The 21844-nt window shown below is 69.0% G+C and carries 22 protein-coding genes; 12 read left to right on the forward strand and 10 right to left on the reverse strand.

The window, feature by feature from the left end:
* Positions 1-32: 32 nt before the first annotated feature.
* From Ahu01nite_RS24200 to Ahu01nite_RS24210, 3 genes are all read right to left on the reverse strand, one after another.
* A complete protein-coding gene (locus Ahu01nite_RS24200) occupies positions 33-554 on the reverse strand; it encodes a hypothetical protein (protein ID WP_239159089.1) in 522 nt (173 codons plus the stop codon).
* A 28-nt stretch (positions 555-582) separates the two neighbouring features.
* Positions 583-1305: an SDR family oxidoreductase gene (locus Ahu01nite_RS24205; RefSeq protein ID WP_203838894.1), complete on the reverse strand. Its 723-nt coding sequence runs from the start codon at positions 1303-1305 to the stop codon at positions 583-585.
* A 66-nt stretch (positions 1306-1371) separates the two neighbouring features.
* The gene (locus Ahu01nite_RS24210) at positions 1372-2283 is read right to left on the reverse strand and encodes a LysR family transcriptional regulator (RefSeq protein ID WP_203838895.1); all 912 of its coding nucleotides are present in this window, start codon (positions 2281-2283) and stop codon (positions 1372-1374) included.
* Positions 2284-2372: 89 nt separating this feature from the next.
* Between Ahu01nite_RS24210 and Ahu01nite_RS24215 the strand changes: the two genes are divergently transcribed.
* Positions 2373-2744, forward strand: coding sequence for an ankyrin repeat domain-containing protein (locus tag Ahu01nite_RS24215; protein ID WP_239159090.1), 372 nt, complete (start codon positions 2373-2375; stop codon positions 2742-2744).
* Here Ahu01nite_RS24215 and Ahu01nite_RS24220 read toward each other — a convergent pair.
* The gene (locus Ahu01nite_RS24220) at positions 2711-4324 is read right to left on the reverse strand and encodes an AMP-binding protein (protein ID WP_203838897.1); all 1614 of its coding nucleotides are present in this window, start codon (positions 4322-4324) and stop codon (positions 2711-2713) included. The genes Ahu01nite_RS24215 and Ahu01nite_RS24220 overlap by 34 nt on opposite strands.
* A gap of 47 nt (positions 4325-4371) precedes the next feature.
* On the opposite strand from Ahu01nite_RS24220, the gene Ahu01nite_RS24225 reads away from it, so the two are divergent.
* Positions 4372-5382, forward strand: a complete 1011-nt coding sequence (locus tag Ahu01nite_RS24225; RefSeq protein ID WP_203838898.1) for a zinc-dependent alcohol dehydrogenase — start codon at positions 4372-4374, stop codon at positions 5380-5382.
* Here Ahu01nite_RS24225 and Ahu01nite_RS24230 read toward each other — a convergent pair.
* Positions 5372-5965, reverse strand: coding sequence for a TetR family transcriptional regulator (locus tag Ahu01nite_RS24230; protein WP_203838899.1), 594 nt, complete (start codon positions 5963-5965; stop codon positions 5372-5374). The two genes, Ahu01nite_RS24225 and Ahu01nite_RS24230, sit on opposite strands and share 11 nt — an antisense overlap.
* A 100-nt stretch (positions 5966-6065) precedes the next feature.
* Here Ahu01nite_RS24230 and Ahu01nite_RS24235 point away from each other — a divergent pair, with 100 nt between their 5' ends.
* Positions 6066-6803 (forward strand): SDR family NAD(P)-dependent oxidoreductase, encoded by a 738-nt coding sequence (locus Ahu01nite_RS24235; protein WP_203838900.1) that lies wholly within the window; start codon positions 6066-6068, stop codon positions 6801-6803.
* 36 nt (positions 6804-6839) lie between these two features.
* Here Ahu01nite_RS24235 and Ahu01nite_RS24240 read toward each other — a convergent pair whose 3' ends face one another.
* Positions 6840-7136: a DUF1905 domain-containing protein gene (locus tag Ahu01nite_RS24240; protein ID WP_203838901.1), complete on the reverse strand. Its 297-nt coding sequence runs from the start codon at positions 7134-7136 to the stop codon at positions 6840-6842.
* Between the two features lie 220 nt (positions 7137-7356).
* On the opposite strand from Ahu01nite_RS24240, the gene Ahu01nite_RS24245 reads away from it, so the two are divergent.
* The 9 genes from Ahu01nite_RS24245 (at position 7357) to Ahu01nite_RS24285 (ending at position 14574) form a co-directional block, all read left to right on the forward strand.
* A complete protein-coding gene (locus Ahu01nite_RS24245) occupies positions 7357-8274 on the forward strand; it encodes a MurR/RpiR family transcriptional regulator (RefSeq protein WP_203838902.1) in 918 nt (305 codons plus the stop codon).
* Positions 8271-9020 carry a sugar isomerase domain-containing protein gene (locus Ahu01nite_RS24250; protein ID WP_203838903.1) on the forward strand — a complete coding sequence of 250 codons (750 nt, stop codon included), beginning with the start codon at positions 8271-8273 and terminating at the stop codon, positions 9018-9020. The genes Ahu01nite_RS24245 and Ahu01nite_RS24250 overlap by 4 nt, the downstream gene beginning before the upstream one ends.
* A 176-nt stretch (positions 9021-9196) precedes the next feature.
* Positions 9197-10372: a glycosyl hydrolase gene (locus Ahu01nite_RS24255; RefSeq protein ID WP_203838904.1), complete on the forward strand. Its 1176-nt coding sequence runs from the start codon at positions 9197-9199 to the stop codon at positions 10370-10372.
* A 92-nt stretch (positions 10373-10464) separates the two neighbouring features.
* The gene (locus Ahu01nite_RS24260) at positions 10465-10983 is read left to right on the forward strand and encodes a hypothetical protein (protein WP_203838905.1); all 519 of its coding nucleotides are present in this window, start codon (positions 10465-10467) and stop codon (positions 10981-10983) included.
* Entirely contained in the window at positions 10980-12101 is a 1122-nt protein-coding gene (locus tag Ahu01nite_RS24265) for a sensor histidine kinase (RefSeq protein ID WP_203838906.1), read from the forward strand. The genes Ahu01nite_RS24260 and Ahu01nite_RS24265 overlap by 4 nt, the downstream gene beginning before the upstream one ends.
* Positions 12098-12751, forward strand: a complete 654-nt coding sequence (locus Ahu01nite_RS24270) for a response regulator (RefSeq protein WP_203838907.1) — start codon at positions 12098-12100, stop codon at positions 12749-12751. Before Ahu01nite_RS24265 ends, Ahu01nite_RS24270 begins: the two co-directional genes overlap by 4 nt.
* A gap of 231 nt (positions 12752-12982) precedes the next feature.
* On the forward strand, positions 12983-13312 hold the full coding sequence (locus Ahu01nite_RS24275) for a DUF6313 family protein (protein ID WP_438874822.1): 330 nt from the start codon (positions 12983-12985) through the stop codon (positions 13310-13312).
* A 31-nt stretch (positions 13313-13343) separates the two neighbouring features.
* Positions 13344-13658: a hypothetical protein gene (locus Ahu01nite_RS24280; RefSeq protein ID WP_203838909.1), complete on the forward strand. Its 315-nt coding sequence runs from the start codon at positions 13344-13346 to the stop codon at positions 13656-13658.
* A 67-nt stretch (positions 13659-13725) separates the two neighbouring features.
* Complete coding sequence (locus tag Ahu01nite_RS24285) at positions 13726-14574, forward strand: adenylate/guanylate cyclase domain-containing protein (protein WP_203838910.1); 849 nt, start codon at positions 13726-13728, stop codon at positions 14572-14574.
* Between the two features lie 29 nt (positions 14575-14603).
* Here Ahu01nite_RS24285 and Ahu01nite_RS24290 read toward each other — a convergent pair whose 3' ends face one another.
* The 4 genes from Ahu01nite_RS24290 to Ahu01nite_RS24305 form a co-directional block, all read right to left on the reverse strand.
* Positions 14604-14942 carry a YrhB domain-containing protein gene (locus tag Ahu01nite_RS24290; RefSeq protein WP_203838911.1) on the reverse strand — a complete coding sequence of 113 codons (339 nt, stop codon included), beginning with the start codon at positions 14940-14942 and terminating at the stop codon, positions 14604-14606.
* Positions 14939-17677: a putative T7SS-secreted protein gene (locus tag Ahu01nite_RS24295; RefSeq protein ID WP_203838912.1), complete on the reverse strand. Its 2739-nt coding sequence runs from the start codon at positions 17675-17677 to the stop codon at positions 14939-14941. Before Ahu01nite_RS24295 ends, Ahu01nite_RS24290 begins: the two co-directional genes overlap by 4 nt.
* Before the next feature lie 28 nt (positions 17678-17705).
* Positions 17706-18188, reverse strand: coding sequence for a type VII secretion system-associated protein (locus tag Ahu01nite_RS24300; protein WP_239159091.1), 483 nt, complete (start codon positions 18186-18188; stop codon positions 17706-17708).
* Positions 18189-18198: 10 nt separating this feature from the next.
* Positions 18199-21844, reverse strand: a 3646-nt coding sequence (locus Ahu01nite_RS24305; RefSeq protein ID WP_203838913.1) for a DUF6531 domain-containing protein, incomplete at its 5' end; no start/stop codon positions are given.

Consider the following 21844-nt stretch of genomic DNA (forward strand, 5'->3'; position numbering starts at 1 on the left):
CAGGAACGCGAAGCCGGTGCCACCACCGAAATTCAGGGCGTACGCCTCGTCCGGCGCCCCGTCCGTCCCGTCGAGCTGGAAGAAGAAGCGTCCGAGGGTCGTGTCGACGGCTGCCAGAAGTGCGGCTCGCCGCCGAAGTAGCTGTCGCCTCCACCCGGCGGGACGGTGTCTATGTGCAGCTCGACGGGAACGCGGTCTGTCCATGACTCCCCGCGCCGCCACAGGGTCGGACCCGTGCGCGCGGACGTGCCGGTGAGGAACGGCGGCACGCGGCCGCCCGGCTGGACGATCAGGGCGTTGTCCCCGTCCTCCGGCTCGTAGGTCGAGCCGGTGCCGTACCCGTCCTCGGCCATGAAGAGAAAGGCCAGGCGCGAGTGCGGGCCCGGCACCGGGAACTGGCCGATGAACATCATCGGGGTGCCGAAGCCCGCCGAGGTCGGCCAGAACGGTTCGTCCAGCCAGAACGGCTGACCGCCGAGCTTGGCCACCGGCGCCTCGATCGGCCCGTCAGCGGTCCGCCACACCATGTCCCGCCGCGTCTGGATGTCGGTCATGCACCACCGTCTTCATCGTGCCCAGCCGCTATTTCAGCACGCTGCCGCTGTCGACGAGCGTGACCGTGCCGGTGGTGGAGTTCTGGTCCATGAGGTGCAGGTAGGTTTTGGCGACGTCGTCCAGCTCCGCGATCCGGCCGAGCAGCGTGTGGGCCCCGGCCCCGGCGAACAGGGCTTCCTGCTCCGGCTGCGGCATGGCGGCCCAGAGTGGCGTGCGGACAACCCCAGGAGCGACAACATTGACGCGTACGGGTGAGAGCTCCGCAGCCAGCGACCGGCCCGCCGAGATGACAGCGCCGGACACCGTCGCGCCGAGCAGCATGCCGGGCCCGCCGCGGAAGGCAGCAGCGCCGCTGGTCAGCGTGATCGAGCCGGTGGGGCGGATCGTGGGCAGCGCCGCGCGTACCGAGTCAAGGGCCCGGAAGAGCCGGATGTCGAAGAACCGCTGGGCCTGGTCCGGGGTGTAGTCGCTGATCGGCATGCGGACCAGGTCGTCGCCGGCGGTGTAGACGAGGTGGTCGAAGTCGCCGGCCCACGCGAAGAACGACGTCAGCGACTCGGCGGACGTGACGTCGACCGTGTGGCCCTTGGTGGTGCCGGGCAGCTGGGCGAGTGCCCGCTCGACGGACTGCGCCGAGCGGGAACCGATGACAACTTCGGCGCCGGTGCCGGCGGCCGCCGTGGCCACCGCCAAGCCGATGCCGCTGGTGCCGCCGATGATGACGACACGGGAGTTCGAGGCGAGGGACATGGGATTTCCTTCCAGAGGGAACGTCCCCAAGCCTGCGTGCGCGGCCGTGTCGCCGTCCAAGACCAATCAGGTAGCAACTGATGCCTGCCCGGCATCAGCGACCTGCCCGGCTTCACCTACCTGCCCTGAGAAGTCGCTCGGCGGCACGGTGCGGGCGATGCGCACCAGATCGCGCAGCACCGGTGACTCGCGCCGGGTCTCGATCGCCAGGCAGACCGTGGTGTCCGCGAGATCGATCACCCGCGCGTACGTGACGTCCGGCCGGTGGTAGTAGCGCGTGGTCGACGCGGGCAGGATGACGATTCCGCGCCCCGCGGCGATGAGCTCCAGCTTCTCCTCCACCGTCGGCGAGGTCGTGGGGGGCTCGGCCGCCCCGCGCCATTCCGGGATGAACCCGGGCGGCTGCAGCAGCAGGTCGCCGGTCAGGTCGGCCAGCAGCACCTCGTCCGCACCGGCCCGGGGATGATCAACCGGCAGTACGGCGACGCGTGGCTCGGCGTACAGGTCGATGACGGTCAGGCCCTCGTCGTCGAACGGGCGCCGGGCGAAACTCGCGTCGAACCGGCCGTCGCGCAGGGCCTGGATCTGCTCGGTCCACGACGTACGCAGGACGTCGACCCGCAGCCCCGGCCACCGCTCCTCCAGCCGGCGAACCACCGGCGTCACGATCAGGCCGGGCATGAAACCGACGCGGAGGCTGCGGCCCTCCCGGTCGGCGAGCCGGACCCGCCGCTGCAGCGTCTCGGCCGCGTGCAACAGCTCCCGCGCGTCGTCACGCAGCAGCTCACCCGCCGCGGCCAGGCGCGTTCCGGACCGGGACCGTTCGAACAACGTGACGCCGAGCTCCCGTTCGAGGGCGGCGATCGAGCGGCTCAGCGCCGGCTGCGCGATCCGCAGGGCATCCGCGGCCCGGCCGTAGTTCAGCTCCTCGGCGAGCACGAGGAAATACCGCAGCCGCCGCAGATCGAGGTCCCCCATGCCCCCATCAAACCACCGGCGCCGGCTGGGAGATCGGGCCGGATCAAATGGCTGGCGTCGGCTGGGAGACTGGGCCGGTGAATCGGCGGATGCGGAAGAAGCTGCAGGCGAAGCTGGCCGACGCGCTCTACTGCGATGACCCGGAGCGACTAGCGGCGCTGTTGCGCGCCGACGCCGACCCGCTTGTGCACAGGGACGGTGAGACGGCGCTCTATCGGGCCAGTGTCCAGGGTGCCGCCGGTAACGTCCGGGTGCTGCTGGAAGCGGGCGCGCCACCGAACGAGGAGTGCGACGAGGGCCTGCCGCTGTGTGGCGCCGCCTGCTGGGGTCACGATGACGCGGTGCGGGAGCTGCTGGCCGCCGGCGCGGACCCGCTGCTGAAGGAGCACGGCACCCTGAGCGCCCTCGAGTGGGCCGAACGCAACGGCTACGACTCGACCGTCGCGTTGTTGCGGGGCTGACCTGCGAGGATCTCCACGGCCTGCGTGCGCATCTCCACCTTGCGGACCTTGCCCGTGACCGTCATCGGGAACCCGTCCACCACGTGCACGTACCGCGGCACCTTGAAGTGCGCGAGCCGGCCCGTGCAGAATTCCTTCACCGCCGCCGCGGTCAACGGCGTGGCGCCCGGGCGCATCACCACCCAGGCCATCAGCTCCTCGCCGTACCTGTCGTCGGGGACGCCGATCACCTGCACATCCGCTATGTCCGGGTGGGCATAGAGGAATTCTTCGACCTCGCGCGGATAGATGTTCTCGCCGCCGCGGATCACGAGGTCCTTGATGCGCCCGACGATGCTCACGTAGCCGTCGCTGTCCATCGTGGCCAGGTCGCCGGTGTGCATCCACCGGGCGGCATCGATCGCCTCGGCGGTCGCCGCGGGCTGGTCCCAGTAGCCGAGCATGACCGAGTAGCCGCGCGTGCAGAGCTCACCCGGCTCGCCGGGCGGCACCACCAGGCCGGTCGCCGGGTCCACGACCTTCGACTCCAGGTGCGGCAACACCCGGCCGACCGTTTCGGTACGCCGGGCAAGGCTGTCGTCCCGCCGCGTCATCGTGGACACCGGCGAGGTCTCCGTCATCCCGTAACAGATGGCGACCTCGTCCATGTTCATCTCCGCGACCACCCGTTTCATCACCTCGACCGGGCACGGGGAGCCGGCCATGATGCCCGTACGCAGCGACGTCAGGTCGTACGCCGCGAAGTCGGCCAGTCCCAGCTCGGCGATGAACATCGTCGGGACGCCGTAGAGGGACGTGCACTTCTCCGCAGCGACCGCGCGCAGCGACGCCGCCGGGTCGAAGCCGGGCGCCGGCAGCACGATGGTCGCGCCGTGCGTGGTCGCCGCGAGGTTGCCCATCACCATGCCGAAGCAGTGGTAGAGCGGCACCGGGATGCAGATCCGGTCCTCGGGCGTGTAGCCGAGCAGCTCGCCGATGAAGTAGCCGTTGTTGAGGATGTTGTGGTGCGAGAGCGTGGCGCCCTTGGGGAAGCCCGTGGTCCCGGACGTGTACTGGATGTTGATCGGGTCGTCGAACGCCAGCTCGGGGAAATCCTCGCCGTGCGAAGAGCCCGCGGTTGTCAGAGCGGCCCAGTCCTGCGTACCGATGAAGACGGTCTGCTCGAAGCCGATCTCGGCGATCATGGCCCGGTAGTCGCTGGTCTTGAACGTGACCGCGCTGATCAGCAGGCGGAGCCCGGACTGCTCGACCACGTAGGCGAGCTCGTGGGTGCGGTAGGCGGGGTTGACGTTGACCAGGATCGCGCCGGCCTTCGCCGTGGCGTACTGGACGATCACCCATTCGGCGCAGTTCGGGGCCCAGATGCCGACCCGGTCGCCCTTGCCGATGCCGCGGGCCAGCAGGCCGCGCGCGACCTCGTCGACGGCCGCGTTGAACTCCGCATACGTCCACCGCCGGCCGGAGGCGACATCGACCAGCGCTTCCCGATCACCGTGCGCGGCGACAGTGCGTTCGAGGTTCGCACCGATCGTCTCGCCGAGCAGTGCCACGCCGGATGTCCCGCTCGCGTAGGAGGCCATCTTCGCAGCATGAACCAGGTCGCCGATTTTTCCCATAGTCTCGCGGGATGCGCAGGGTGATCGTCGAACAGGATTCCGTCCGGGTCGAGCAGGCCGCGGAGCCGGTGCCGGGCCCCGGTGAGGTGCTGGTCCGCACGTCGGTCTCCGGCATCTGCGGCTCCGACACGCACGCCCTGCGCGGGTCGCACCCCCACGTGCACCCGCCGTACGCCCCCGGCCATGAGGTGGTCGGCGTGGTCGAGCAGGTCGCGCCCGGCGTGACCGGCGTGCGTCCCGGCACCCGGGTGACCGTGGAACCGGACCTACCGTGCTGGTCGTGCAAACAGTGCCTGTCGGGCCGGCAGAACATATGCGAGAACTTGGGTTTCTTCGGCTGCGGCTCCGAACAGGGCGGCATGGCCGACCTCTTCACGATCGACGCGCGCCGCCTGCACGAGGTCCCGGCCGACTTCGACGACCGCACCGCCGCGCTGATCGAGCCGCTGTCCACGCCCGTGCACGCGCTGCGACTCGCCGGCCCTGTCGAGGGCAGGGCGGTGGCGATCCTGGGTGCCGGCACGATCGGCCTGCTCACGCTCCGGCTCGCCCAGGCCCAGGGCGCGAAACGCGTGGTGATGACGGCCCGCTCGGCGCGGAGCAGGGAAAGGGCCAGGGCCTTCGGTGCGGACGCGGTGGTCGACGCTTCAGCTCCGGACGCCATCGATTCAGTACGCGCAGAGCTCGGCGAAAGCGCCGACTACGTCTTCGACTGCGTAGCCGAGGAATCGACGCTGCTCCAGGCGCTGGCGATCGCGAACAAGGGCGGCACGGTCATGGTGGTCGGCGTGCCACCCGGCGACGTACGCCTGCCGCTCGCCCTCGTCCAGGACAGCCAGCTCCGCATCCAGGGCAGCGCCACCTACCTCCCGGAGGACTACGCGCTCGCCATGTCCCTGCTCCGCGCCGGCGTCGTGACCGCCACGGACTTCGTCACGGCCGTCCACCCGCTGGACGAGGCCGCAGCGGCATTCGCCGACGCCGAGAGCGGCGCCCACCTCAAGGTCCTGGTCAAGCCTTAGGACTCGCGAGCCGCCGGGCGGCCTCGACCACGAAGGCGCGGCGGCGGGCGCGTTCGTCGAGGTCGTCCCCGCCGGCGCCGGTGATCATCTCGGCGAGCTGCGGGACGGTCTGCCACCACGCGGCCAGCGCGATGAGGGCGAAGCACAGGTGGTCGGGGTCCAGACCGGGGGCGAGCAGCCCGTCGCGCTGGGCCTGTGCGAAGCGTTCGACCTTCTCGCGGTAGTGCGCCGACCGGCGGGCCACGTCGGCGGCGGGGGCGCGGGTCAGGCCCTCCCATTGCAGCAGCCGGCCGAGCTCGGGGTGGGCGGCGTGATAGTCGTAGGTCGCGCCGGCGAAGTCACCGATGTCGTCGAGGCCCGCGCCGGTCAGGGCGACGGCGGAGGCCAGCTTGTCGAGCTCGTCGGTGAGGACCACGGCCCACAGCGCGTTCTTGTCGCCGTAGTAGCTGTAGAGCCGCTCCTTGTTGATCCCCGCGCGGGTGGCGATGCGGGTCATCGTCGTGCCGTCGAGCCCGCGCTCGGCGAACTCCGCCGTCGCGGCCTCCCTGAGCCGTCGCCGCGTTCCTTCGGTGTCCCACGCCATACCCCCACGGTAACCAATTCCAACGCCAGCGTTGCAGTTCGGTCAGCGGCCTCCTATCGTTAAAACTCCAACGGATGCGTTGGAATTTGAGGAGGCACTCATGCACGCACTTGTCACCGGCGCCAACAGCGGCATCGGCAAGGAGATCGCCCGGCAGTTGCTGGACGCCGGCCACACGGTTTACGTCGGCGCCCGCGACGCTGCCCGCGGTCAGGCCGCCGTTGACGAGCTCGGCGGCGACGCGCGGCTGCTCGTGCTCGACGTGACCGACGAGCAGTCGATCGCGGCCGCCGTGGCGCAGGTCGGCGAGCTGGACGTGCTCGTCAACAACGCGGGCATCAACAACGGCGGTGCGCCCGTCAGCGAGATCGACCTCGGTGCGATGCGGTTGGCGTACGAGACAAATGTCTTCGGTGTTGTGGCCGTGACGAACGCGCTTCTGCCGGTGCTGCGCCGCTCCGCCAGCCCGCGCATCGTCAACATCTCCAGCGGCACCGCGTCGCTGGGGTGGAGCACTGGGCCCAACCCGCAGTTCGACCATCGGCGGGGCAGTTACGCGGCGGCCTACCGGTCCTCGAAGACGGCGCTGAACGCGCTCACGGTCTTCTACGCCCAGGACCTCGCCGAGGCCGGCTTCAAAGTCAACGCCCTGGCCCCGGGGTTGCGCGCCACGAACCTGGTCCCGGCGATGAGCGGTATGAGCCCGGAGGCGCGTGCCGCGGCAGGGATCGGCAATCCCGCGGAGGCTGCCACCGAAGCGGTGCGGCTCGCGCTGCTCGACAAGGCCGGCCCGACCGGCGGCTTCTTCTCCTACGACGGCAGCATCGCGCCGTGGTGAAGCTCTACGACGACAGCATCGCGCCGTGGTGAAGCTCTACGACGGCAGCGTCGCGCTCTGGCGGGCCATGTCCGGTTCGACATCGATGTCATAGCGCCGGGCTGCGGTGATCCGGGCGGCGGCTCGGTGCCAGGGGCTGACACCGAGCCAGTTTCCGCGAGGGGTGCGGAGGATCGTGCCGCGGAAGCGGTGCCCGTTGACCGTGACGAGTACCCGCGGCCGGCCGCCGCCGAGCTGGGTCAGCACGTCGTCGGGCACGTCGAACCCGGCCGCGAATCCGGCGCCACGGCGTAGCTCGGCGCGGAATCGCGTACCCGCCTGGAAGGGGTTCATGATCGGATCATGGCCCGCCCGCCCCGCCCGGCGGGATGTTCCGGGGGTGCCGCAGAGCGGACATGGCGTCAAGTGGACAGCCCCGGGTGTGCCGTCGCCTCCACAGTGGCCCACTGCGGGCATCATGTCGCTGATCGAACCATGGAAACTGGTTGTTGACCAGAGCTCGAAGTGGTCGTAATTTTCATCGCTAAGCGACATTATGAAAAGGAAGTTCGCCGTGACGGGTGAGAGTGGTGGGCTGCTGGGGCGGCTGCGCATCGAGGGACCGACCATGCCGGAGGCGCTGGCGAAGATCGCCGAGGCGATCCTCGACGACCCGGAGACGGCCGCGCACGCCAGCATCATCGATCTGGCCGAGCGGTCCGGGACCTCGACGGCGACTGTCACCCGCTTCTCCCGGGCTCTGGGCTTCAAGGGGTACGCGAACCTGCGCGTAGCCGTCGCCACCGAGACCGGCCGGGCCGAGCAGGCGCGCTGGGAGACCGACATCAGCGGCGACATCAACCCCGGGGACCAGCTCGACAAGGTGCTCGACATCATCACCGCCGCCGACAGCCGGGCGATCCAGGCCACCGCGTCCGGTCTGGACACCGACGCGGTCGAGCGGGTCGCCACGGCCATCGCGACGGCCGGCCGGGTGGAGATCTTCGGGCTGGGCAGCAGCGGGACGGCGGGCAGCGAGATGGCGTTCCGGCTGGAGCGGATCCGGGTCCCGGTGCGCTACCGGGCGGACACGCACACCGCGCTGACCAACGCCGCGCTGCTCGGCCCGGGTGACGTCGCGATCGCGTTGTCGCACTCGGGGCGGACCAGGGAGGCGATCGAGACGCTGGCCGAGGCCTCCGACCACGGCGCGCTGACCGTCGCGGTGACCTCGTTCGGCCGGTCCCCGCTGGCCGAGGTCGCCGATGTCGTCTTCACCACCTCGGTGCACGAGACGACGTTCCGGCTCGCCGCGCTCTCCGCGCTGCACTCCCAGCTGCTGATCCTCGACCTGATCTACGTCGCCGTCGCGCAGCGCACGTTCGAGCGCACCGCCGATGCGCTCGAGCTGACCGTCCGCGCGGTCGACGCCCACCGCGTCCCGGACCCTTCGACGACCCGCAAACGAGGACGGAAGGACAAGCCCCAATGACGATCTCCAGTGCCGCGTACGTTGCCGCGATCCAGGAAGCGATCGACCGGGTCGGCACCAAGCAGGGTGAGCTGGTCGCGGGCGCCGCCGACCTGCTGACCGCGACGCTGCAGGCGGGCGGGGTTATCCAGGCCTTCGGCTGCGGGCATTCCGAGGCGCTGGCCATGGAGCTCGCGGGGCGCGCCGGCGGCCTGGTGCCAACCAGCAAAATCGCACTGCGGGACATCGTTCTGTACGGAGGGGAGCCCACCAGCGCGCTCACCGACCCGGAGCTCGAGCGAACCCCGAGCGTCGCGCACCGCCTCTACGAGCTCGCCCCCGTCCAGCCCGGCGACGCGTTCGTGATCGCCAGCAACTCCGGGGTCAACGGCGCGATCGTCGAGATGGCCCAGCTCGTCAAGCAGCGCGGGCATGCTCTGATCGCGATCACCTCGCTCACCCACTCGGCGGGCGTGCCGTCGCGGCACCCGAGTGGACTCAAACTCACCGACCTCGCCGACGTCGTCCTCGACAACGGCGCACCGTACGGCGACGCCACCCTGTCGTACGAAGGCGGCTCTGTCGGCGCGGTCTCCTCGATCACCGCCGCGTTGCTGGCCCAGCAGCTCGTCGCCGAAGTGGTGGCGCGGCTGCTGGCGCTCGGCGTGACCCCACCGGTCTACCTGTCCGACAACGTGCCGGGCGGTCGTGAGCACAACCACGCGCTCGAGGCGCGCTACGCCGGCCGGATCCGCCGCGGCGCGTAGGCCGTGTCCGGCCGGTCACGACGGCCGGACGCAGCCCGGATCCACCCAGACGGCGGTACGTCCCGGCGCAGGGCCTGGCCTCCCTGTCGGTCAGCCGGGGTTACCGCAGCGCGAATGCCATATCCGTGCCGGGATGACCACCGGCGCGGCCAAGTAACCCCCAACTTGGAGGATCCATGCGCCAATCCCTGGCTCTGGCAGGGGCGGTCACACTGCTCGGCACGCTGGCGGTCTTCGCCGGAGCACCGAGCGCCTCGGCCGCGGACTGCGGTCAGCTCTTCGACGACTTCTCCTACAGCTCGTCCTCGGATACCGCCCTGACCGCCCACGGCTGGACTCCCCGCAGCTACTCCGGCGGCCCCGGCGTCTCCGGTGCCACCTGGTCCCCGAACAACATCACGTTCCCCACCGCCGACGGCCAGAAGGTCATGCAGCTCACCGCGTCGACCGACGGCACCGGCGCCGGCACCAACCACGCCGAGCTCTACAGCACCCAGAAGCGTTACTTCGAGGGAACGTACGCCAGCCGCGTCCGCTTCACCGACACCCCGACCGGCGGTTCGGACGGCGACCACATCAACGAGACGTTCTTCACGATCAGCCCGCTCAACGGCGACCTGGACCCGACGTACAGCGAGCTGGACATCTCCGAGTACCTGCCCAACGGCGGCTGGGGCGAGACCGGCCCGATCAACTACCAGACCACCTGGTACACGTACCGCAACGAGCCGTGGTACGCCGACAACACGCACTCCGAGCAGCGCAGCTCGCTGAACGGCTGGCACGACCTGGTCGCCACCGTGGCGAACGGGCACGTCATCTACTACATCGACGGCGTCCAGGTGGGCGACCACTCGGGGCACGTCTACCCGCGCCAGACGATGACCATCAACTGGAACCTGTGGTTCATCGACACCGCGGCGCACAGCGGTGGCCTGTCGACGTACGTCCAGCAGGTCGACTGGGTGCTGTTCGCCAAGAACCGGGTCCTGACGCCCGCGCAGGTGAGCTCCTCGGCGGCGGCGTACCGCTCCGGCGGCACCACCTTCACCGACACGGTCGACGCCACCGGCGGCTGTACCAACCCGCCGACCACACCACCCACGACGACGCCACCGACGTCACCGCCCACGACTCCGCCGACAAACCCCGGAAACTGCTCGTCCGCGGCGGAGTGGGCGTTCGCGACGGCGTACACGGGTGGCCAGACGGTCATCCACGAGAAGAGCAGGTACGGCGACCCGAGCGGGCCCGCCTCGGGTGACGGCAAGCACCTCTGGAAGGCGAGGTACTGGACGCAGGGCTCCGAGCCCGGCTGGACCCAGCAGTGGGAGGACCTCGGCCGCTGCTGACTCTCAGGTATCCCGTCTCCACCTACGGGTGGAGGCGGGACCTCCATCCCTGTGCGGATTCGGATCAGCGCGAAGTTCGCGATCGTTGACGCATGACGAACTACGTGATCAGCCTCAGCATCCTCGCTCTCATGCTCTTCACCGGTCTCGGCACCCACGAGCTCACCCGGTCGCGGATCATCCGCCCGCTGATCATCGTGGCGGTGGTCGCGGCCATCTACCTCAAGTCCTTCCCGACCGAGGGCAACGACGTCCCGCTGGTGGTGATCGGCGGCGCTGCGGGCGTACTCCTCGGAGTCTTCTCGGGGTTGCTCGTCAAGGTCCACCGTGACCCGGCAACCGGCAGGATCATGACCACCGCGGGGTTCGGTTTCGCCGCCCTCTGGATCGCGGTCACCGCCGCCCGGCTCGCGTTCATCTATGGCGCCGACCACTGGTTCACCGCCGGGCTCGTCACGTTCTCCCGCACCCACCTGATCACCGGAGCGGACGCCTGGACCGCCGCCTTCATCGTGATGTCGCTGGCCATGGTCGGCGCCCGGCTCGCCATGACCAGCATCTTCGCCTCCCGCGCCCCGCGCCCGGTCGCTTCCTGGACAATGGCCGGGTGAACGCTCGCACCGGATTGCGGATCATGGTCTGGGCCAGCACCGCGGTCATCGCGATCGACAGTGTGCTGGCCGGATTCCCCGCCTCCCACGCCGCGCGGATCGCCGTCCCGATCATCACCGCCGCCGGGCTAGCGCTCTGGCTGGCCGGCACGGCCTCCCGGATCACCGACATCCGGATCGTGACCCTCTGCTTCACCGCCGCCGGGCTCTGCGGGGCGGTGCTCGACCGGATCCAGATCGCCGGGCCCGGCTACATCCTCGGCTTCATGGCGCTGGCGGGCATGGGTCTGCGGCTTCCCCGGCGGATCGCCCTGATCAGTGGCGGGATCGTGGTGGTGAGCCTCGCGGTCGCTGAGGCGTACGCATCGCAGCAGGGTTTGCAGGCTTTTCTGAACCTCGGCATCGGTGGCTGTTTCCTCTTCCTGTCCTCGGCCTTCGCCGGCGCCAACCGCCTGGCCCGGGAGGCCGCGGAAGCCCAGCTCGCCGAGGAGGCCGCGGCCCGCGAGGCCAGGGAGGAGGCAGCCCGGCTCGCCGAACGCGGCCGGATGGCCCGCGAGCTGCACGACGTGCTCGCCCACACGCTGTCCGGCCTCGCCGTGCACCTCGAAGGCGCGCGGCTGCTCGCGGAGAAGACATCGGCCGACCCGCGGCTGGTGGCCCAGCTGACCGACGCCCACGGGCTCGCCCGCGACGGGCTGGCCGGGGCCCGGCGGGTGGTGGAAACCCTGCGCGGTGACCCGTTGCCCGGCCCGGCACACATCCCGGAGCTGGCCGGTAAGGCGGGGGCCACGTTCGTGGTCACCGGCGTTCCGCAGCCGCTGCCGGGGGAGGCGGGGCTGGCGCTCTACCGTACGGTTCAGGAAGCCCTGACCAACACCGCCAAGCACGCCGGCCCGCTCGCCTACGCCGACGTCGTGCTCGCCTGGACCCCCGTGGAGGTGGCAGTGACAGTCACCGACAGCGGGGGAGTGCCCGACCCGGACACCGCGTTGCCGTCCGGCGGATTCGGGCTGACCGGTCTGGCCGAGCGTGCGGCCCTCGCGGGCGGCCATCTCGAAGTGGGACCGTCCGGCGCCGGCTGGCGCGTCAACCTGACACTGCCGCTGGGGAGCCGATGACCGCCGTCACCGTCCTGATCGCCGACGACCAGAAAGTGGTCCGCGACGGGCTCGCCATGATGCTCGGCCTGCTCGACGGCATCGAGGTCGTCGGCACCGCCATCGACGGCGCCGACGCACTGCGCCAGGCCGCCGGCGCCGACCCGGACGTCATCCTGATGGACCTGAACATGCCGACCGTGGACGGGATCGCCGCGACGGCCAAGCTCACGGCGTCCGGCAGCCGGGCACGCGTCGTGGTGCTCACGACGTACGCCGATGACAGCTCGGTCTTTCGCGCCCTGCAGGCCGGTGCCCGCGGCTACCTGACCAAGGACGCCGGTGCCGAAGAGATCCGCCAGGCGATCACCACGGTCGCCGCGGGCGAGGCCCTCCTCGACCCGAGCGTCCAGCGCCGCCTCCTGGAAGCCCTCGCCGCCGGCTCACCGTTCGCGGTGCCCACCCCGGCCGACACCGATGGCCTCACCGCCCGCGAGGACGAGGTCCTGCGAGAGATCGCCCAGGGCCGCACCAACCCGGAGATCGCCACCCGCCTCCACGTCTCCGAGGCCACAGTGAAAACCCACGTCAACCACCTGCTCGCCAAAACCGGCTGCCGAGACCGCGCCGCCCTGGTCGCCCACGCCTTCCGAACCGGCCGCGCCCAATGAGGTTTGATCTACAAAGGCGCCACGAAATGTGGAGACGAGGCAGCGCACCATAAGAATTTCCAGCCAAAAAACTATTGATGGCGTTGTCGATCTTGCCGGGGAATTGATGGCATGGAGTTCGCTCCGAGTCTTCGGTAACGTGTTCGGATGCAGACGCCGCCAGCTCTGGGATCCAGGGTGCCGATGCGCCCGCCCCCATCGGACCGCTGGAAAGACCGGGTTCGACGGCGTATGCGAACGCTGGGAGCCTATACAGGTCTGCGTCATTGGCTCCTGGTCCGAGGAACGATCATTGTGGCCGCCTTCGCCCTTGTCTACCTGGTGAACGGCCTGGTGATCGGGTGGAAAACCACATATGACGTGACAATCGGAATTACCTCGCCAGGCGATGACGCGGTGTCCGCGCCCGCCCTGGCCTGGCCGATCTCAATAGCGGGATGGCTGGCCGCACCCGCGGTGTTCGGGGCAGTCGCCGGCGTGATCATCAGCGTCGCGATCACGAACAGGCGGCAACGACCAATCGGTGAGGTGCTCGCGAAGCCGGTGGATTCCGTTGACTGAACAGCGAACGACCAGAGTCTCGGGCGGTCGCATGCGTACGGTGATTCCAGCCTTGAGAGATCTCCTCTATGAGCACTGTGGATACATTGTCCCGGCGAAGTTCACCCCCGATTTCGTAAGCCTGCACGGCGATAACTGGCGCGTGGCCGACCGTGACTGGACAGACATTGTCGGGCTGGTGCTGAACACGACCGCGGTAAGTCCCGGCGCGAGCGGGGCGCAGGCGATCAGGCAAGCCGTCGAGGCCGCGGCGGTCTTCTTGACGGATGATGAGATCTGGCCCTGGTGCCCGATCTGCTTTCTGGGTACCTCCGCCACACGGAAGGATGAAACCGATGGACGCTGACCGGGCCCAGCCTTCTGAAAGCCTCCGAACCCTCGGGGAACGCCTCCTACGTGAGTCATTTCCCGACATGCCCACGAAGTCCATCGATGATCTGCTGGACCGATCCGCAATTCGGCTGCGCGAGACGACCGCGAACCCGGATTCGATGAAGCGGGACGAACAAACCTCTACGCCATCGGCGGGACGTAGTCAGCCGACGTTTGTGTACATCGTGGTCGTCGACATCGAGGGATACGGCAGCCGGTCAGCGGTCGCACAGGCATCGCTGCGGGCTGCCATGTATGAGGAGACCGAGAACGCGTTCGAGGACGCCGGTCTGAACTGGGAGTCCGTGGTCAAGCTGGATCGCGGTGACGGACTTCTGATGCTCGTGCCGCCCACTGCCGACGCGGTCACCCTCGCGGGGAAGTTCGTGATCGCCCTGAACGAGAGCCTGCGGGAGAAGGCCGGGTCCTTGCCTGTCGAGCATCAGATGCGGATGCGGGTCGCGCTGCACCAGGGCGACTGCTGGCAGGACCGCAACCAGTGGGTCGGTGCGGCCATCAATACCGCGAGCCTGCTCGTCGATGCCGCGCCGTTGCGGGCGGCGCTTTTCTCGGCTCCTCGGGCGACCATGGCCGTCATCGCCTCTGACGGCATCTACCGGAGCCTGATCCGGCACGGCTTCCGTCACCTCGACCCCGCGTCATTCGCGCAGGTCGAGGTCAGTCGGAAGGAGCAGCACGAGATCGCCTGGGTGCAGGTGCCCGGCTACCCCTACCCGCCGGCACTGGGCCCGGCCTCGACACCGAAAGCTCCCGTGGTCCCTTGGCCGGAGGCTTTTCGTGGGGTACAGCTCGACGCGACTTTCAGCGGCAATGTCTTCGGCCGGCACGAGAGCAAAGACGACACGACCAATCGCGGAAAACCGTCCTGATGCGAGTTCAGCTTGGCGCGTTGACGTTCTTAAAAAGCTGAACGCGTCGGCGGCAGCGGCACGAGGGGATAGCCGTGCTCCTCGGCGTACTGGTTGAGCCACTTCTCGAGGGGTGCGGCGGAACCCGCCACCCAGATGTCGCTGCCGTCCTTGTTGACCACGATCGGGCCGCTCGGGGCGCTGTCGCTGAACTGCCGGGTCTCGAAGTAACGGGCCGTGTTGAACGGGAAGTACCACGCCCAGGGGATCTCGGTCGCGTACTGCTCGTTGAGCTGGAGCGGGGCGTCGGGGGACTCGAGCTCGCGCAGCTTCGCCTCGGCCAGCGTCCGTGCCTCGGTCAGGTCCATGGGGCTGTCCTCGCTGATCATTTGAGAATGGTGAAGTGCAGCTCGTCCAGTTTCGGGTCCAGCCAGGGCAGTTCGCCGAGCCTGCCGCTCTGACCGTCGACAAACGCGACCCGGCCGTCGACCTTGATCACGTTCATGACGTGACCGCCGCCCGAGCCGTTCTTGAGGTAGCCGATGATACCGACGGTGTTGTCGGGCATGGCCGCCATCTTGTCCACGACGGTCGCGTAGTCGGCGTTGGGGATCTGCTGGAACGTGACGCTCTTGACGGCCTCGATGTCGCTCAGCGGCCGGATGGTGGGGATCTTCCCGGCCGGCGTGACGACGTCGGTTTTGACGTAGTCGTCGAACCGCTGCACACAGACCGTGCAGTTGACGTCGGTGGCGAGGTTCTTGTTCGGGTTGATGTCGTCGAGCTTGGCCCAGTTCTTGTCGACCACCGTGCCCAGGTCGCCGACGTCCGCGCCGTTGTTGATGAACAGCGTCTTGACGTTCCCGCTCGACGTCGCGATGTCGATACCCGAGCTGTCGAGCAGCTCCCCGCGCAGATTGTGGTCGAGGCTGGTGAAGTGGGTGTCGATGCTCTTCTGCGCCTGGAAGATGTCGGCGTTGGCCAGCCCGTCGAACTTCGTCTCGGCGACCTTGATGTCGGCGAGTTCGAGCTTGTTGAAGTCGGCGGTGGCGACGTTGACGTCGGCGGTGATGTCGCCGACAAGCTTGTTGTTCAGGTCGTTGAGCTCGTTGGTCTTGATCTCGGTGAGCTTGACGTCGGCCTTCTCGATGTCGACCTTGGCCAGGTCGGTGAAGTTCGTCTCGGCGGCCTTGATGTCGACGGCCTTGAGGTTGTCGAGGTCGCCGAGGTTCTTCGCAAGGTCCGCGTCGTAGAGCTTCTGGGATTGGCCCGGCAGATCGGCGACGCCCTTGTCGAAGTCCGCCTTGAACGCCGCCGTCAGCTCCTGCTCCTTCGCCGGGCGCAGGCTGGTGAAGTATTCGGTGTTGAAGTTCTGCGCGGAGACGGGGTCCAGGCTGTCGAAGTGCGCCTTCGCAGCCTGGTCGAACTGGTCCATCTGCGCGGGCAACCCGTTCTGCTTACCGGCGTGGATCTGGGTCAGCTCGTTGAGCTTCACGTTGTGGTCGGCCAGGTGCAGCTGCTGCAACTCGGTGGTCTTGGTGGCCTTGAGCTGGTCGTACTTGACGTCGAGCTTGCCCTTCTCGAGGTCGAGCTGCTTGCCGTAGTCCAGCTTGATCTCGTTGGTCTTGCTCGCGAGATCGTCGGCGTACTTCTTCTCGATCGGTAGCTTCCCGGCGTCGTACTTGGCCTGGTATTCGACCTTGAGCTGGTCGGTCTTGACCTTCAACTGGTCGGCGTAGTTCTTCTGGATCGCGGTCTTCTCGGTCTGGAACTTCGCGTCGAAGTCGGCCTTGATCTTGGTGAACTCGGTGGTCTCCGTGCTGGTCTTCAGCGTCGCGAGGTCGTTGAAGCGCTGGGCGAACTTCTGCCCGCCCGCGGCGGCCGGAAGCGTCGGCAGGGTGAGCACGCCGAAGCCGTCCTCCCCGCCCCGCGGCGGCGGGATGTCGCGGATCGGTTTCGGGGAGCCACCCGGGAACAGGTCACCGATCTTGGCGGCGCCGACGCTGACGGCATCGCCGACGATCTCGCCCGCTGCCTTGACCGAGCCGAGGACGGAGGCGGAGCTGTCACCGAGCTTCTTGACGATGGTCAGCGCGCCGGTCCCGGCCGCCTTGACCAGCCCGACCATGTCCTTGGCCATGGTCTTCATGCCGGTCAGGGCCGCCTTGGCGATCTCCTTGAGGCCGCCGGCCTTGTAGAGCGCGGACAGCTTCGACAGCGAGGTCAGGCCCTTGACGCCGGGGATGATGCCGAGGATGCCCATGACGAGGTCGAGGACTGATCCCTTGCCCTGGGCGAAGTCGACGATCGCTTTGACGAGCAGGATTGCGCCGGCGGCGAGGGCGATCCAGGCGAGCGGGCCGCCGAGGATCATGCCGATGATGCCGGCGACGAGGGCGACCCATTTGGCGACCTCGCAGATGATGTTCCAGAGCTCTTTGAGGGCGTCGCCGAGTTTCTGCCAGAAGGAGCGGGGCTGGATGCCGGCGTCGGAGGCGTCCTCGATCTCGCGTTTGCAGACCTGGGCGGCGCCGTCGCGCATTTGCTTGGCCTGGTCGGCGAGTTGTTTGGCGAGGTCGAGTTCCTGCTGGGCGCCGTTGACCGCGCTCTGGGCGCCGCTGACTTTGGCTTTCGCGGCGTCGGCGTCTTTGACGGCTTGTTTGACCTGGTCGGGGTCGGGTGCCTGGGTTTCTGCCTGTGCTTTTTCGGCTGCCTGGGATGCGCCGGTGAAGTCGGTCTGGGCCGTGGACAGCGCGCCCTGCAACGACTTCAGCTTCTCCGCGGCGACCCGGCCGTCGGCGAGGGCGCGGTCGGCTTGGGCCTGCGCGGTTTCGAGGGTTGGGGCGTACGTCTCGAGGGCGTCGCCGACCATGAGGTGTGACTGGTAGAGCTTGTTGACCTGGTTGGGGAAGTCGCCGAACTGCTCGCGGAACGCGTCGCCGGACAGGCCCACCCAGGTCAGGACGGCGCCGTCACCCTGCAGTGACTCGACGGCGACCTTGGCGCGGTGCGCGGTCTCGGCGAAGTCGTGGAACCGTGACGCGAGCTGCCGCACCCGGGTGGGATCACCGGGGGTGGGGTCGCCGCTGAGATCGAGGACGTCCCAGTCCATCGGTCGCGACATCGGCGTTCCCTTTCCTGGTGAAATCGACTTACGTAAGGGTTCCGAGACTAGCCGCCGGAAGCTTCGCTTCCATTTCGGTGCCCGGATTGAGCAACAATGCCCGATCATTCAGTACGCCGGCCAGGTCGGCCACCGGGGACCGCTCCCAGTCCCGGCGCACCTCGGGGCCGGGCAGATACCGGTCGGACGTCCACGCCCGTAGCTCGGGACCCTCCGGCGCTCCCGGCTCCACGAAGAGCGTGGCGGCGCCGAGCGCGACGCGGACGTCCTCGTCGGTGCCGTACCCGGTGGCGGCCCGCTGGATCGCGTCCTCCAGGTCGTTGGCGGGGGCGGGCAGTCCGAGCACCCGCGGCGACGGCCGGTAGTTCGGGTTCGGGATCAGCTCGTCGCCGACCACGCCGTTCTCGTCGACCGCGTACGCCCCGGAGATCGCGAACGGTGGCACGTCCTCGGTCCCGCCGTATGCGGGGTCGATGGCGTACACCCAGGTGCCGGGCGGATAGGGCTGCATGACGGCCTCCTCAGGCGACGTAGTGCGGGTTGTCGATGAATTCCTTGATCGGGACGCCCACGGGGAACTTCACCTTGCCACCCTGCGCCGCGACGTCGTACGGACCGTCGATCTTCCAGGCCTGGATGATGTCCTTGCCCGGGATGTGGTCCAGCGCCGCCCATTCCTTCTGCGACACCTTGGAGATGTCCTGGTTCACCTGCGTGGTCAGGTCGATGAACGGCTGCCGGTCCGACTTCACGAGGTAGATGTAGCCGAAGTGGAAGTCGTAGTTGAACTTCCCGATCTTCTGCGTCGTCTGTACGCCGTCGAGCGACAGGTTCTGCAACCGGAACGCGATGTCCTTGGAGCGCACGAAGTTCAGCGCCACCTCGGTGTCGGACGTGGTGGAGATGAAACCGCTGTACGCGCCGCCGTCGCGGATCTTCGAGCTGCTCTGCTGGTGCAGCTTGATGTCGTAGTGCGACGGGGCACCCTTGAACTCGGCGAACGACTTGAGGCCCTGCTCGAAGATGACGTTCGGGGGCACGTCCGAGCCGTGGTAGAGCACGTCGGGCAGCTTGCCGTTCTCGCTGAGCGTCTGCGTGACGCTGACCGGGTGACCGTCGAACGCGCCGGGCTTGATGTCGTTCGCCTCGTCGAGCGCCTTCACGATGCCCGGGTTGTCGGCGGCGCCGGGGGTGACGGGCGGGACCTTCGAGCCGCTGGGACCGCTGCACATCAGGCCGAGCGGGTCGGCGACGAGCAGCGGGTTGGCGGCGTACCCGCCGGGGTCGGCAGCCGGTGCCAGACCCAGCGGGTCCTGGCTGAGGTAGCGGCCGGTCATCGGGTCGTAGTAGCGGTAGACGTTGTAGTGCAGGCCGGTCTCGTCGTCCCTGTACTGCCCCGGGAAACCCAGTGCGACCCCGGACGGGCGGGCGTCGCCCCACAGCGTCGACTCGTTGCGCCACAGGAGGGAGCCGTCGGCGGCGAGCAGCTCGGTCGCGGTGCCGATGCGGTCGGTGACCACGGTGGCGAAGTCGACCCCGGATCCGGTGTGGACGGTCTGCGCGATCGGGCGGCCGTCGACCGGATCGTGCTCCCAGGTCGTCACCCGCAGTGTGCCGTCCTCGGCGGTGTGCGCCTGCTCGATCAGCGAACTGCCGGACCATGCGAACTCGTGGCGCTCCGCGATCTCGGTGCCGGCCATGCGGTGTTTCGCCACGCGCCTGCCGAGCGGGTCGTAGACGTACGCCCAGACCTCGCCGCGCGGTGTGCGTACCGAGATGAGCTGATCTTCTGTGTTCCACGTGAAGTGCCAGGTGCCGGCGCCTGCCAAGGTGCGGGTGGCCATCCGCCCGTGCGCGTCGTAGGTGCAGGACACCGCACCCGAGGCGGTCAGGAGCGTGCCTTCGTACGCCGCGGCGAGCCGCCCGTCCGCGTACCCGTAGGTCTCGTCGCGGCCCGGACCCTCGACCCGGGTGACCCGGCCGGCCGCGTCCAGGGTGAACGCGCTGCGCCCGGCCCAGTCCTCGATGCCGACCACGCCGCCGTCGGCCCGGTGCTCGAACAGCCGCCGTCCCACGCCGGGAAGGTGCTGCTCGACCAGTTCGTCACCGGTGCCGTGCCGCTGCTCCAGCACCAGCTCGCCGTCGAGGAACCGGCGCTGCTCGCGGCCCCGCTCGTCATGGCGGACCAGCAACTCGTGACCGCCGGCCGACAGGGAATAGGGCATGCCGAACGGGTCGCTGGTCCACTCGCTTGTCACGCCGCCCGGGGTGCGCCGCCGCCGGGTGCCCCGCTCGTCGTCGTACTCGAAACCGACGGTCCGCCCGTCGACGGTCTCCGCCAGGACGCGGCCGAACTCGTCGTACTCGACGGCCAGGCTCGTCGCACCGGTGTCCGCCGTGAGGATCCGGCCCTGCCTGTCGTACGAGTACCGCGTGCTGCCCGTAGCCGTCCGGCGCTCCACGACGTTGCCGAGCGCGTCCCGCACGTACTCCGTGACCTCGCGCAGCCCGCTCGTCGACGTGGCGAGCCGCCCGGCCGCGTCGTACCCGTAGGTCCGGACCCGCCCGTTGAAGTCCGACTCCTCGACCATGTTCCCGGCGGCGTCGTACGTGTAGCGCCAGACGAGCCCGGCCGGATCGGTGACCGAGGTGATCCGCAACTCGGTGTCATGGGTGTACGCGGTCCGTAGCCCATCCGCGTCGAAGCTCGCCAGCACGATCCCGAACGGCCCGTACTCGGTGCGCCGGACCGTGCCGAGCGCGTCGATCCGTTCGGCGGGGTAGCCCTCGTCGTCGTACCGGATGATCTCCCGGTCCTGCAGGACCTGCCAGCCGGCCAGGGCCGGGACCCGCTCGTCCCGCGGCCCGCGCATCTTCTCCACGTCGAACGGCTTCGCGACACCCGACCCCGCCGCGTCCCCGGTGACCCGGTTGCCGAGCGGATCGATGGTCTCGAGCAGTTCGTTGTAGCGGGCCCACACGTAGCGGGTGGTGTTGCCCAGCGGGTCGGTGGTGCTGGTCCGGTGGTGCCACTCGTCGAACGTGTAGACGCTGGTGTTGCCGAGCGAGTCGGTGAACGTGGTGCGCTCCGGCTCGTACGTCAGGGTCGCGCTGAGGTAGCCGTCCTCGCCGACCGTGCCGACGCAGCGGCCCTGCTCGTCGTAGTTGTAGCGGTAGCCGAAGTTGTTCCGGTCGATCCACTGCACGATCCGCCCGGCGTCGTCGTAGCGGAACGTCGCCGAGCGCTCCGACGCGTTCGCCGCCCGGACCAGGTGCCCGTCCTCGTACTCGAACGCGGCTATCCGCGTCTCGGGGCCGCCCGTGGCACCGGTCAGCGCGATCTCGGTGATCCGGCCGTCCGCGGTGCCGAAGCGGACCCGGCGCCCGGAGGGGTGCTGCAGCGCGGTCGGCGCTCCGGTGGCATCCCGCTCGACCCGCAGGCGGTTGCCGTCGTGGTCCTCGACCGTCCCGAGCCGGCCCTCGCGGTCGAAGCCGAGCACCCGCGTGCCGGTGTCGAGCCGCGCGGTGCCGTCCTCGACGATCGTCAACGGCCAGCGCGGTCCCTCGTACGGCAGGACCGCCGTGCCGGGCTTGCCGATCGGGTAGGCCAGCACCATCGCGTCGGGGGCGAAGTAGAGCGACGCCCGCCCGTCGGTCTCGATCCGCTGGTCGAGCGTCGACGCCCAGGTCTTCCCGAACCACCCGCCGGCGCGGTACGACGAGAGGTGCGTGCGCTCGAGCTTGAACGGCAACGGCGCGGGCAGCTCCAGGTCGAGCTCGGGGAGCACCATCTCGCCGGTCGCGACGTCGATGGGGTCGGTGACGCAGTCGCGGATGTCGAACGAGCGCGAGACGTCCTTGGGGACGATGGGTGCCTTGCCGTGGAAGAGGTCTCCGAGCTTGTCGAGGCCGGTCTTGCCCGCCCCGCCGAGGTTCTTGAGGATCGTCAGCGCGCTGGAGCCGGCGTTCTTGATCAGGTCGACCATGCCCTTGGCCATGTCCTTCATGCCGGTCAGGGCCGCCTTGGCGATCTCCTTCACGCCGCCGGCCTTGTAGAGCGCCGACAATTTCGAGAGGGAAGTCAGCCCTTTCACGCCAGGAATGATGCCCAGAACACCCATGACGAGGTCGAGTACGGAGCCCTTGCCCTGGGCGAAGTCGACGATT

The organism is Winogradskya humida (assembly GCF_016862215.1).
Taxonomy (GTDB): Bacteria; Actinomycetota; Actinomycetes; order Mycobacteriales; family Micromonosporaceae; genus Actinoplanes; species Actinoplanes humidus.

Excerpts from the sequence above, each read along its gene's own strand:
- Ahu01nite_RS24200 (WP_239159089.1), bottom strand. The coding sequence starts at position 554 with ATGACCGACATCCAGACGCGGCGGGACATGGTGTGGCGGACCGCTGAC.
- Ahu01nite_RS24205 (WP_203838894.1), bottom strand. The coding sequence starts at position 1,305 with ATGTCCCTCGCCTCGAACTCCCGTGTCGTCATCATCGGCGGCACCAGC.
- Ahu01nite_RS24210 (WP_203838895.1), bottom strand. The coding sequence starts at position 2,283 with ATGGGGGACCTCGATCTGCGGCGGCTGCGGTATTTCCTCGTGCTCGCC.
- Ahu01nite_RS24215 (WP_239159090.1), top strand. The coding sequence starts at position 2,373 with ATGCGGAAGAAGCTGCAGGCGAAGCTGGCCGACGCGCTCTACTGCGAT.
- Ahu01nite_RS24220 (WP_203838897.1), bottom strand. The coding sequence starts at position 4,324 with ATGGCCTCCTACGCGAGCGGGACATCCGGCGTGGCACTGCTCGGCGAG.
- Ahu01nite_RS24225 (WP_203838898.1), top strand. The coding sequence starts at position 4,372 with ATGCGCAGGGTGATCGTCGAACAGGATTCCGTCCGGGTCGAGCAGGCC.
- Ahu01nite_RS24230 (WP_203838899.1), bottom strand. The coding sequence starts at position 5,965 with ATGGCGTGGGACACCGAAGGAACGCGGCGACGGCTCAGGGAGGCCGCG.
- Ahu01nite_RS24235 (WP_203838900.1), top strand. The coding sequence starts at position 6,066 with ATGCACGCACTTGTCACCGGCGCCAACAGCGGCATCGGCAAGGAGATC.
- Ahu01nite_RS24240 (WP_203838901.1), bottom strand. The coding sequence starts at position 7,136 with ATGAACCCCTTCCAGGCGGGTACGCGATTCCGCGCCGAGCTACGCCGT.
- Ahu01nite_RS24250 (WP_203838903.1), top strand. The coding sequence starts at position 8,271 with ATGACGATCTCCAGTGCCGCGTACGTTGCCGCGATCCAGGAAGCGATC.
- Ahu01nite_RS24255 (WP_203838904.1), top strand. The coding sequence starts at position 9,197 with ATGCGCCAATCCCTGGCTCTGGCAGGGGCGGTCACACTGCTCGGCACG.
- Ahu01nite_RS24260 (WP_203838905.1), top strand. The coding sequence starts at position 10,465 with ATGACGAACTACGTGATCAGCCTCAGCATCCTCGCTCTCATGCTCTTC.
- Ahu01nite_RS24270 (WP_203838907.1), top strand. The coding sequence starts at position 12,098 with ATGACCGCCGTCACCGTCCTGATCGCCGACGACCAGAAAGTGGTCCGC.
- Ahu01nite_RS24275 (WP_438874822.1), top strand. The coding sequence starts at position 12,983 with ATGCGAACGCTGGGAGCCTATACAGGTCTGCGTCATTGGCTCCTGGTC.
- Ahu01nite_RS24280 (WP_203838909.1), top strand. The coding sequence starts at position 13,344 with ATGCGTACGGTGATTCCAGCCTTGAGAGATCTCCTCTATGAGCACTGT.
- Ahu01nite_RS24285 (WP_203838910.1), top strand. The coding sequence starts at position 13,726 with ATGCCCACGAAGTCCATCGATGATCTGCTGGACCGATCCGCAATTCGG.
- Ahu01nite_RS24290 (WP_203838911.1), bottom strand. The coding sequence starts at position 14,942 with ATGATCAGCGAGGACAGCCCCATGGACCTGACCGAGGCACGGACGCTG.
- Ahu01nite_RS24295 (WP_203838912.1), bottom strand. The coding sequence starts at position 17,677 with ATGTCGCGACCGATGGACTGGGACGTCCTCGATCTCAGCGGCGACCCC.
- Ahu01nite_RS24300 (WP_239159091.1), bottom strand. The coding sequence starts at position 18,188 with ATGCAGCCCTATCCGCCCGGCACCTGGGTGTACGCCATCGACCCCGCA.